Origin of the sequence: Cryobacterium sp. M25, assembly GCF_002929635.1 — a bacterium.
GTDB classification, from domain to species: Bacteria; Actinomycetota; Actinomycetes; order Actinomycetales; family Microbacteriaceae; genus Cryobacterium; species Cryobacterium sandaracinum.
Genome location: NZ_PJJU01000045.1, coordinates 59749 through 71542, shown reverse-complemented (window position 1 = coordinate 71542; position 11794 = coordinate 59749). Strand labels below are relative to the sequence as shown.

Annotated in this window: 7 protein-coding genes; all 7 read right to left on the bottom strand. The window is 68.4% G+C overall.

Annotated features, from left to right (window positions below):
* Positions 1-510: 510 nt before the first annotated feature.
* Complete coding sequence (locus CXY81_RS05995; RefSeq protein ID WP_104194301.1) at positions 511-1122, bottom strand: histidine phosphatase family protein; 612 nt, start codon at positions 1120-1122, stop codon at positions 511-513.
* Between the two features lie 96 nt (positions 1123-1218).
* Positions 1219-2103, bottom strand: coding sequence for a fructose-bisphosphatase class II family protein (locus CXY81_RS05990; protein ID WP_104194300.1), 885 nt, complete (start codon positions 2101-2103; stop codon positions 1219-1221).
* 136 nt (positions 2104-2239) lie between these two features.
* Positions 2240-5545, bottom strand: a complete 3306-nt coding sequence (locus CXY81_RS05985) for a DEAD/DEAH box helicase (RefSeq protein ID WP_158252012.1) — start codon at positions 5543-5545, stop codon at positions 2240-2242.
* Positions 5546-5608: 63 nt separating this feature from the next.
* The gene (locus tag CXY81_RS05980) at positions 5609-7162 is read right to left on the bottom strand and encodes an APC family permease (RefSeq protein WP_104170722.1); all 1554 of its coding nucleotides are present in this window, start codon (positions 7160-7162) and stop codon (positions 5609-5611) included.
* Between the two features lie 15 nt (positions 7163-7177).
* Positions 7178-8065, bottom strand: coding sequence for a universal stress protein (locus tag CXY81_RS05975; protein ID WP_233194018.1), 888 nt, complete (start codon positions 8063-8065; stop codon positions 7178-7180).
* A 36-nt stretch (positions 8066-8101) separates the two neighbouring features.
* Entirely contained in the window at positions 8102-10075 is a 1974-nt protein-coding gene (locus CXY81_RS05970) for a primary-amine oxidase (RefSeq protein ID WP_104194298.1), read from the bottom strand.
* A gap of 83 nt (positions 10076-10158) precedes the next feature.
* Positions 10159-11589, bottom strand: a complete 1431-nt coding sequence (locus CXY81_RS05965) for an aminobutyraldehyde dehydrogenase (protein ID WP_104194297.1) — start codon at positions 11587-11589, stop codon at positions 10159-10161.
* Positions 11590-11794: the final 205 nt, after the last annotated feature.

Genomic DNA, 11794 nt, shown 5'->3' with positions numbered 1-11794 from the left:
CCGATGGTACTGCAGGGGGGACCCTGTGGGAGAGTAGGACACCGCCGGACTCAACGTAGCAACACACACAATGGCCACCCTCACGGGTGGCCATTGTGCGTTAACCAGCACCCCCGCCCCGGTGCCGCCCCGGTGCCCCTCCGGCAGCAACAGCCCCGCCCCAACCGTTCACCGCCGCACACGACCCGGCGGTACACCAGCCGAACCCACACAAACCAAGCGCGCACCACCCCCCACCCCGCGGCGCACATCTGGGAGCGGTCGTGGCCAACTCAGGAGATCCAGCCGGGCCGTGCCGGGCATCCGCACCTATGCCGCACTGACCCGCGGCGGCCGTCTACTGCGGGCGACGAATGTCCTGAGTTAGCCACACACACGCGGGCCCTGGTGCGAGGGCGCACACCTGCACCAACGACAGAGGGCCACCCCGCGAGGGGGCCTGCCGTCGTTAAGCGAGGGTGAGTAGGCCCGTTCCGGGAGCAGTCATGCGGGGTGCGGGACCGGCGGCTGCTAGTTGATGGGGAGGAGGTTGCCGGCGGGGACGGGCTCGCCGTTGAGGATGTCGAGGGTCCAGCCGGCCTGGTCATGGACGACCACGTTGAGGGAGGCGTTCCTGATCGTGTCGACGGGCTTCTCGAGCGCCTGCATCAGCGTCAGTCGGATCAGCGTTCCGTGGCTGACGACGATGATGCGGGCACCCGGGTGGTTGCGGGCGAGCAGCTGCAGGGCCTCGACTCCGCGGTCGGCGACACTGGCCTCGGTTTCGGCGCCGTGGAAGCCGCCGATTCCGGTGGGGCCGCCGGGGACGCGGAGCGCGTCCAGCTCGGGGCCTGCGCCCAGTCCCTCGGCGGAACCGTAGTTGCGCTCGACGATCCCAGGGATGCGATCGTTGACGGTCAGGCCGAGGCCCCGGGCGATGAGATCGGCCGTCTCGGCTGCGCGGCTGAGCGGTGAGGAGACGATGAAGTCCCACTCCTGTGCGGCCAGGTGGCCGACGGCATCCGCTGCCTGGCCACGCCCGGTGTCATTGAGCGGGATGTCGGAGTGGCCCTGGATACGCAGAGCGGCATTCCAGTCGGTCTGGCCGTGGCGGATCAGGGCGAAGGTAGTTGTGGAACTCACCGTTCTATTCTGCCTCGGGCTGAGGTCGGGAGATGAATCGGGTCTCGACCGGGTCGAACATCGGGCGGATCGACTTTTGGAACAGAGCGCGGTGGCTCAGGTGACCGGGGACGACGCGAAAAGCACGTGCTTGCTCGCCACCAGGTCTGCTGCGTCGTAGATGCGGGCGATGTCGAGGCCCGCGGCCCGGGCGCCGCGCTCTTCGGGCTCACTCTGCGGGGCCATCCGCCCGAGCATCACGCCGCCGAGGGCGCGCACGGCGCAGGCCGCGATGACGCCTTCCGGGGTACCGCCGATTCCCATCGAGAGGTCGACCGCGGCATCCGTCGATGCGGCGGCGATGGCCGTGGAGACGTCACCCTCGGCCGTGCGGAGCACGCGTGCTCCGGCGCACTCGAGTTCGCGGATGAGTTCGACGTGGCGCGGTTTGTCGAGCACAGCGACGGTGAGCGCGGTCTCGGGGATGCCGCTGGCGAGCGAGAACGCACGGAGGTTGCGGGTGGCGGAGGCGTGCAGGTCGAGCACGCCGTGACCGGCTGGGCCTGAGATGAGCTTCTCCATGTAGAAGACACCGGCGGGATCGAACATCGTGCCTCGGGGGGAGATGGCGATCACGCACACCGCCCCGGGCAGGTTCCGGGCGACGAGGGTCGTGCCGTCGAGCGGGTCGACTGCGATGTCGCAGTCCGGTCCGTTCCCCGTGCCGAGCTGCTCCCCGTTGGCAAGCATGGGGGCCTGGTCCTTCTCGCCCTCGCCGATCACGACGGTTCCGCGAAAAGGCGCGGCCAGGAGAACGGCACGCATGGCGGTGACGGCCGCCTGGTCGGCGGCGATCTTGTCGCCGCGACCCACCCAGGGCAGTGTGGCGCGTGCCGCCGCCTCGGTCGACGCGCGCACGGCGGCGACCAGCCCGGCCGGCCAGCCCTCGGCTCCGATCACGGTGGATTCGGCCAGGGGAGCGAACGGGCGGTGCTGCGGCATGGGCTACCTCTTGCTGGGACGGCGGTCTCGTGACCGGCAGCTGAAAGCCTACTCGCGTGCCCGGGGCGGGCACTCGTGCGGGCGACAGCGCTGGCGACAGCGCGGGCAACCCAGCGGGCGGGCACCGGTGCGTGGGCTAAGCGAGCAGCTCACGGATGTCGGCGGCCGTCAGGGCGGTCCCGCGCGCGGCGCCATCCGTCATCACGCTCTCGAAGAGACGGGCCTTCGTGGCCTTGAGGGCCATCACCTTTTCCTCGATCGTGTCCCGGGAGACCAGGCGGTAGACGAAGACGTTCTTCGTCTGGCCGATCCGGTGCATGCGGTCCACGGCCTGCGCCTCGGTGGCCGGGTTCCACCACGGGTCGAGCAGGATGGCGTAGTCGGCCTCGGTCAGGTTCAGGCCGAACCCGCCGGCCTTGAGGCTGATCAGGAAGACCGAATTGTCGCCGGTCTTGAAGCTCTCGATCACCTGCGCCCGGTTGCGGGTCTTGCCGTCGAGGTAGGAATAGCTGATGCCCGCGGCGTCGAGGCGTGCGCGTGCCTTGCCCAGGTACTTTGTGAACTGGCTGAAAATGAGGGTGCGATGCCCGCCGGCGACGACGTCCTCCAGCAGTTCGAGGAGCACGTCGAGCTTGGTCGACGGGATGTCGTCGTACTTCGTGTCGTAGAGGCTGGCATCGAGGCTGAGTTGGCGCAGCATGGTGAGCGAGCGGAAGATCTCGAAACGGTTGGAGTTCATGTCGTCGATCAGGCCGAGCACCTTCTGCCGTTCCCGCTGCAGGTGGGTGTCGTAGACCGCGCGGTGCTTCGGGTGCAGCGTGAGCTCAAGCACCTGCTCCTGCTTGGTGGGCAGGTCGCCGGCCACCTGCTCCTTCGTGCGGCGCAGCATGAACGGGCGGATGCGGCGGCGCAGCTGGTCGAGCCGATCGCCGTCGGCATCCTTCTCGATCGGTTTCTGGTAGTAGTCGCCGAAGCGGCCGGGGCTGGGGAACAGTCCCGGTGCCGTGATTGAGAGCAGCGACCAGAACTCCATCAGGTTGTTCTCCAGCGGCGTGCCCGTGATCGCGAGCTTGAACGGGGTGGCCAGGCGGCGGGCGCACTGGTGGGCGCGGGACTTGCGGTTCTTGACGAACTGGGCTTCGTCGAGCAGTAGCCCGGACCAGGCCAGGGCCTCGTAGTCGCCGAAGTCCAGCCGGAATAGCGTGTACGAGGTGACGACGACGTCCGCGCCGGCGTGCAGCGAGGCCAGGGTGCTGCTGCGCTTGCCGGCGGTCTCGGTGATCGCGGCCACTCGCAGGCCGGGCGCGAATCGGGCGCACTCGGCCGCCCAGTTGGAGACCACGCTGGTGGGTGCCACGACCAGGAACGGCGCGCTCTGCCCCGGCTGCTCCCGCACGCGTTCCATCAGGGCGATGGCCTGCAGGGTCTTGCCGAGGCCCATGTCGTCGGCGAGGATGCCGCCCAGTTGATGGTCGTAGAGAAAGCTCACCCACTCGAAACCGGCCTGCTGATAGCCGCGCAGGGTGGCGTCGACCCCGGCCGGCAGCGGCTGTTCCGGAATCTGGGCGACGTCGGTGAGCCCGGACACGGTGTCGCGCCACGCGGCCGCCTGGCCGGCGACGACCCCGAGGGACTGCAGCTCCTCCCAGAGGTCGGCCTGGAACGGGCTGATCCCCAGGGACTCGGCGCCGGCGTCCTGCAGCCCTCGGGCCTCCTCGATCAGCCGGCGGAGCGTGTGCAGTTCGGGGCGGTCGAGGTTGAACCAGGTGCCGCTGGGCAGGATCATCAGCTGCTGACCGACCGCCAGGGCCCGGAACAGGCTGTCGAACGGGATCTCCTCGCCGTCGATGCTGACGGCCACCTGCAGGTCGAACCAGTCCCGGTCATCCGGGCGTTCGGTGGTGCCCACGGTGATCACCGGCGCCTCGTCGGCCTGGCGGTAGTCGGGGGCATCGCCGGCGACCAGCACGGTGACATGGTCTGCGGCCGCCAGGGTCGGCACCACGGAGTCGAGGAAGCCGAGCATGGCGGTGCCGGCCAGGGTGGCGCGCTCGATCAGTACCGGCAGGCCGCTCTGCTGCCCTACCAGGGCCGGCACGGAGGTGAGGAGCGCCTGCACGTCGTGCAGGATCTGTCCCTCCCGGGTGCCGTCGCGAAACCTGTCATCGTCCGGCACCGGGCGGAGTGGCTGGTGGTATTCCGGGTAGTGCCACACCCAGTGCAGGGTGATGCGGGCATCCATCTGGTGCGTGACGGTCAGGGCCAGCACGGGCTGCGGGGTCTCGGGCAGGGCGAACGACTCGTCCCGGCTGGTCACGGTGACCCGGTGTCGAAGGAACGGGTAGAACTCGGCCAGGAAGTCGGCCTCGTCCGCGCCGGGCACCGCGATGGAGTCGGAGGCCGCCATGGCCCGCAGCTCCCGGCTGATCTCGCCCGACAGCGGGGCGAGGGTGATCTGCGGGGAATCGCTGCCGGACTGGCCCGCCCAGGTGTAGACGCCGTGGGCGGGGTTGCCGATGAACCCGAACGTGCCGCGCGCCTGCGGCTCGTCGCCCAGCAGCAGGACGGGGCGTAGCGTGAGGCCTTCGGACACACGACGGATGTCCAGCTCGAGGCACGCAGGAACGGGCGAGACGAGCACGGGATCCTGCTGCGCCGTGGCAGAGACCAGGGGGAGCCCGGCGTTCGCCGCGTCGTCGAGCAGGTCCCAGAGCGCTCGGTCGGGGAAAGCGTCGACCGGAATCCACTGGGTGGAGGTGGCGTAGTACGGGCGGGCCGCGAACTGCAGCGCGTAGAGCACCGAGAGCACCCGCAGCTGGCCGCGGTCGAGCGCCCCGTCGGTGGTCAGGTTCTCCCAGGTGACGCTGCCCCGGATCCACTTGCCCTGCTTGCCCATCATCACGGGCCGCGCCGCCAGCCGGCGCAGCCCCGGCTGACTGGCGAAACGCCCGTGCTCGGGAGCGAGAAGTTGGAACTGGAGGGCGAGGCGGGTGTCTGCGGACGGCGCGGAATCCGGTCGCGCCAGAGGAGCCAGCGTACTTCGCCACGCTGCCCTTGCGGAGAACCCGGCGGTGCCGACGGCCGACCCGGGCTCGCGGCCCAGGGCGGTGGCGGGGGCACCCGGCACTCCGCCGAGGCTGCGGCCCACGGCGCCGCCCTGGCTCGCGATCAGCAGCGCGGCGACATGCTTGCAGTTGCGCTTCATCGGGCAGGTGCAGACGCCGGATGCCCGCACCGCGGCGCCGGCGGAATCAAGGGTGAACGAGACGGTCACCGAATAGGGCGTCGGGTGAGAACCGCGCACCATGCCGAAGAGCTGGGTGTTCGAGCCGAACCAGGTCTCGGCATCAACGTGGCCGTTGCGGGCGTAGCGTTCGCCGCGTGAGAACGCCTGGCTGCCCACAAGGAGCGCGATGTCGTGGGAGCTGAACGTGTGGGCCATGGCGGGAACCATTCTTCCATGCCCCGGCCCGGCCGTGCAGGCCCGGCCGGGCGCATCAGGGAGCTACTCGACGTGCCCGTGTTCCTTCGAGGACCCCTTCGTCAACGTCTTTCCCTGGAAGAAGGCCGGGTTGACGCTGCGCTGGATCAGCATCAGCACGAGGCCGCCGATGAACAGCACCATCGCGAGGATGAACACGAGCCCGACCCCGCCGATGTTCGATCCGCTGCCGTAGTCGGGGTTCATGCTGTCGTAGAGAGTGGTTGCGAAGATGACCAGCAGGATGACCCCGCCGATCAGCGGCGCCAGGAGTTTGAGCAGGATGGCCCGGGGCCCGTTCAGCGAGTCGCGGAAGTACCAGACGCAGGCAAACGCGGTGACCCCGTAGTAGAAGCAGATCATCATGCCCAGGGTCAGGATCGTGTCGGTGAGCACATCGGTGCTGAGCACGCGCATGATCGCGTAGAAGCCCCAGGCCACGATTCCTGCCATTACGGTGGCGAAGGCCGGGGACTTGTAGCGCGGGCTGATTGAGGCGAACCGCTTCGGGAACGCTTTGTAGTGGCCCATCGAGAGCATGGTGCGTGCCGGCCCGACGAAGGTCGACTGCAGCGACGCGGCCGAGCTGGACAACACGGCCAGCGACATCAGAATGGCGAAGGGACCCATCACCGGTCCGGCGAGGGCGGCGAACACGTTGCCCTGGATCTCCTCATTGCCGAGTCCGAATTCGCCGGCGCCGATGCCGGAGAACATCAGGGCGGCGACCGCCACGAGGATGTAGAGCGCGAAGATGATGCCCACGGTCAACGTCGCCGCACGCCCGGGGGTTGTCTTCGGGTTCTTGGTCTCCTCGTTCATGGTCAGGGTGACGTCCCAGCCCCAGAAGATGAAGATCGAGAGCGAGACCCCGGCCGCGAAGGCCGAGAACGAAGGGGCGAGGAACGGGTTGAACCAGTCGGCGCTGAACGCAAGGGCATCGAAGGCGGTGCCTTCTACGACCTGCAGCAGGGCGGCGACGCTGAACCAGACCAGCACGATCAGCTGGAAGGCCACGAGCACGTACTGCACGGCCTTCGTGGTCTCCATGCCGCGGTACGAGACATAACAGGCCGCCACCATGAACACCAGACAGGTGAGCACGTTGATCACAACATTGTTCGTCAGGTCGGCGAGGCTCGGGTTGCCGAGAAGCTGGGCGAGCATCAGATAGAAGAAGTCGACGGCGACTCCGGCGAGGTTGGAGAGCACGACCACCGTCGCGACGATCAGACCCCAGCCGCCCATCCAGCCGAGCCACGGCCCGAAGGCGCGGGTGGCCCACGTGAAGGAGGTGCCGGCATCCGGCATGGCGTTGTTGAGCTCGCGGTAGCCGAGCGCCACCAGCAGCATGGGGATGAACCCGACCAGGAAGATGCCCGGCATCTGGGTGCCGACGGCCGCGACCGTCGGGCCGAGGGAGGCCGTCAGGGTGTACGCCGGCGCGATGCACGAGATGCCGATGACCGTGGCGCCGAGAAGCCCGATGGAGCCAGCGCTGAGGCCCTTCTCGGAAAGGCCGCCGGTGAGGGTGGAGGTGCCGGGCGTGGAGCCCGAGGAGGGAGATTGGCTAGTCATGGACTGTCCTTAGGGTCAGTGCGGCTTACGGGCGTCAGTGCCGGTGGGAACCACGATGAGGGGAACGGGGAGCGCGTGCAGCATGCGGTGCGCGGTGATGCCGAGGAAAATCGTGGTGGGCTGAGCCAGCCGGCTGGAGCCGACGAAGGCGATTTCGGACGGCTGCCAGTCGAGGGCCTCGACGGCGGCCTCGACGGTGTGCCCGGACGCGACCTCGGTGGTGATGGTGCCGCGCGCCTTCGACCGACTCTGGAAGTACTCCAGGACGCCGTCGAGGTGGGCCTGGCTCTCGCTCTCGTCGACCGGGTGCCGACGACCGGCGTCGACCTCCACGAGCGTGACGAAACGCAGGTCGACCGTGAGGTCCGCCGAGAAGGCCACCAGTGAGTCGAGCAGCGTCTTCCAGCCCGGCCGGGTGCCGATGGCGCAGGTGATCCGGGTCAGCTGTGCGGGAGCCTTGTAGCCGCGGGGCGCGAGGGCGACGGGCGCCGGCGAGGCGTGCAGGAGCGCGTTGGCCACGCTGCCGATCGTGAATCGGTTCATCAGGCCGCGGCGTGAGGCCCCGACGACGATGCGGTCCGAGTCGAACGCGCGAGCGGCCTGGAGCAGCCCTTCCGTGGTGGAGTCGGCGTAGAGGAGATGCGTGGTGGCGACCACGTCATCGGGAACCAGGGCCTTGCCCTGTTCCAGCCATTCGAGGGCCTGCTCCTCGAGCAGAGCCTGGTAGTCGGGGGAGGTGGAAGCACCGACCCTGGCCGGGACGGTGGATGAATGATGCGGAAGCACGAGGCACAGACGCAGCTCGGAGCGGGTCAGGCGCGCCAGCGCGACACCCAGCTCGACGGTGTCATTGCCCCGTTCGGTCGCTTCGTATGCGATGACGTAGTTGGCTACTCGGGTCACGCTGGTTTCTCCCTCGGTTCGCGACGGGTGTCGCACTCAGTGGTCATAGTGGTGTGGATTATGGGCGGGCTGGTCATGTTCACGGTCATGCCCGGCGTGCTCGCCCGGCGCACAGTGCGCCGGGCTGCGTTCCACGTCGAGCGACGGATTGCGGTCGAAGAAGCCGACCGGCTTGAGCCAGAACGACACGGTGTCGACCGGCATGATCGGCCACTCTTCCGGTCGGGTGATGTGGTGGATACCGAAGACGTACCAGAGCACGATATCGGCGTTCCGCACCGGCCGGCGAGCCTGGATCCACTCGGGCAGGCCGTGGTCGACCGCGCTCTGATTGACGAACTCGCCGCAGGGCCAGCGTTCGGACTCGTCGTTCGGGGTGACCCAGACCGTGTGCCCGATCACCTGGGCGCGTTGGAGGGCAGGCGCCGCCTGGTCGAAGAAGGACGGGATGGCTCCGCCGGGCACCAGCTTGTAGGACACGGGGGTGCCGAGGCCGTTGAGCGAGTTCTCGTTCACGACCTTCCAGGCCCGTTGGGTGTCCCAGTTGTAGTCGTCGAACCCCTCGGTCTCGATCGGGGTGTTCAGCTGGGTGATCGCGAGGCCAAGCGGGTTTGCGGCGCTGATCGGCTCGGCCTGCGTCTCGGTGCGGAACGCCGTGTTCTCGCGGCCGTCGACGTCGAGGTCCATCCGGGCCACGATGAAGTGCTGGTGGAACGGCGCGTAGGTGCGCGTGTCGACCAGGGTTCCGTTGGGGTGCGGCTGGCCCTCGTCGAGGTGCGTCACCACCATGATCCCGGTGGCGCGCACCTCGCATTCCATGTTGCCGTCCTGGTAGAAGCGCCAATAGACGAGGTACTCGTAGTTCGCGACCGTGACGTGGAAGGACACGACGAGCCGGCGCATCCGTCGCACCTCGGCACTGCCGTTGTGGTCGACGTGCTTCCAGAGCACCGCGTTGTCTTCCTCGTGGATGCAGAACGCGTTCGGGATGCTGTACGGCTCGCCCTTGCTGTTGTGCAGCACGGCATCGAGGTAGCGGATTTCGCCGAGGCAGTCGCAGCCGAGCTCGAGCGAGGTGGTCATGAAGCCGAGGCCCCACTCGCCGATGTCGAAGGCGGTGCGACGGAAATGGTCGACGCTGGGGTCGCGGTAGGGCACGACCATCTCCGCGAACGACAACCGGTTGGCGATGGGCCGCACCCGGCCGCCGTCCCGGTAGCCCACGGTGTGCAGGGTCATGCCCTCGCGGTAGTTGAAGCCCACCCGGAGCGACCAGTTCTGCCACTCGACCAGGTTGCCGTCGAGCGTGAAGCTCGGGCCGTCGGGCTGCCCGATGTCGAGCGGGGTGAGCGGCGGGCGCGGGCTTCGATCCCGGATGCGCCGGGGCACCAGGTGCGGCACGTATTCGCCCATTCCCGCCGGCGGTTCGACCGTGAACGAGTCCTCCACCTCGAGCAGTTCCATGGTGTTGACGTCGAGCACGAAGTGCAGGCCGCTGACCGGTCCCGCATAGGGGTTGGCGTCGGTGGACGCCCGGACCCAGACGTCTGACCAGCCCAGGCGGCGGCCGCGATACCGGTCGGGGATTACCGCGTCGCCGTAGGTCCAGGTGTCGATGAAGACCAGGTCGAGGTCGGTGATGCCCCGGCGGGCGAGAGCGGCGATCACGTCGGGGTGGGCGCGAAGGGCGGCGTCGGCTTCCTCCCACTCGTCGACGGTGAAGTTCGCCTGCATCCCCGGCACCGTTTCCCACTCGAGCAGGGCGTCGGTCGTGAGCGAGACGACGCTCACCCAGGTGGTGTTCTCGGCGCGGTGGAGCACGACCAGCCGCGCGCGTCGGTCGGGAACCGCGCTGGTGGCTGTGAACTCGGCGACGGCGCTCCGGGGCGGCTCGACCAGCTCGATCGAAGTGAACCGCCACCCGTCGGCGACGCCGCGCTCGCGGGCGAGGATGGCGACGGCGGAGGTGAACTCAGCGGCGGAGAGCGGGTCGAGCGGATGGAAAGTCATCGAGGGGCCTCTGTTCTCGTTGGCGGTGGTCGAGCCTGGCGGTGGTCGAGCCTGGCGGTGGTCGAGCCTGTCGAGACCCGTGTTTATTCCAGCGCGCTCATCACGTGCTTGATCCGGGTGTAGTCCTCGACGCCGTACATCGACAGGTCTTTGCCGTATCCGGACTGCTTGAAACCGCCGTGTGGCATCTCGGCGGTCAGCAGGAGGTGGGTGTTGATCCACACCGCGCCGAAGTCGAGGTCGCGGGAGACCCGCATGGCCGTGGCGTGGTCGAGGGTCCACACGCTGGAGGCGAGCGCGTAGTTGACATCGTTCGCGAGCGTGACCGCGTGCTCCTCCGACGTGAAGGGCTGCACCGTGATCACCGGGCCGAACGTTTCCTCCTGCACGATCGCATCCGTTTGGCGCACCTGCGTGACGACTGTGGGCTCGAAAAAGAAGCCCTCGGTGCCGACCTGGTGTCCGCCGGTGGCAATGACAGCGTGGTCGGGCAGGGCCGCGACCTTGCGCAAGACGTCGCCGAAATGGTTGACGTTGTTGAGCGGCCCGAAGTAGTTGTCGGCGTCGTCGGCCGACCCGGTAGTGCGGCTGCGGGCCTCGGCGACGAGTGCGTCGACGAACTCGTCATGGATGGACTCGTGCACGAGCACTCGCGTGATGGCCGTGCAGTCCTGCCCGGCGTTATAGAAGGAGAAGTCGGCGATGGCGGCGGCGGTCACGCTGACGTCGACGCCGGCGAAGACCAGGGCCGGCGCCTTGCCGCCGAGCTCGAGATGTGCCCGCTTGAGCGTCTTCGCGGCGCCGGCGGCGACGGCCATACCGGCCCGCACGCTGCCAGTGATCGAGACCAGGCCGGGTACCGGATGCTCGACGATCGCGGCCCCGGTGCCGCCGTTGCCGAGCACGATGTTCATCACGCCGTCGGGGAGGATGCCCTGGCTGATCCGGGCGAGTTCGAGGGTCGACTCCGGGGTGGTGTCGCTGGGCTTGAGCACGAGGGTGTTGCCGGCCGCCAGCGCGGGGCCGATCTTCCAGATGGCCATCAGGAAGGGGAAGTTCCACGGGGTGACCTGCCCGACCACGCCGATCGGTTCGCGGCGTACCCAGGAAGTCATGCCGGGCAGATATTCACCGGCGGACTTGCCCTCGAGCAGTCGGGCGGCACCGGCGAAGAAGCGGAGCTGATCGGCGCCGGCCGCGACCTCGTCAACGGCGATCGTGGCGCGAGGCTGGCCCGTGTTGCGGTGCTGGGCCTCCACGATGGCGTCGCTCTCGGCGTCGATCGCGTCGGCGAGGCGAAGCAGCGCGCGCTGCCGCTCGGCGGGAGTGGTGCGGCCCCAGGTGCCGAAGGCGGTCTTCGCGGCGGTCATCGCGTCGTCGACGTCGGCCGCGGTGGAGATCGGGGCCCGGGCAACCCGGCGTCCCGTTGTGGGATCGACGATGTCGAGCAGCTCGGTGCCGGAGGGAGTGACAAAGTGGCCGTTGATGAAGTTTTTAAGGGTGGGGGTGGCCACGGGTCTGATCCTCTGCGCTGAGTGTAGAAACGGGTCTTTTGTTCGGTAAGTATGGCATCCGACGGAGGAATTCGGATACCCGGACGAAAACTGGGTCGTGATGGGGCCGCCGTCATAGCACCGCCGAGTTGTCTCCGGACCGCTGGCGCGTTTTCTCGATGTCCCCTAAACTTGAGTCCAACAGGCTCAGCTTTTTGCCGACCTG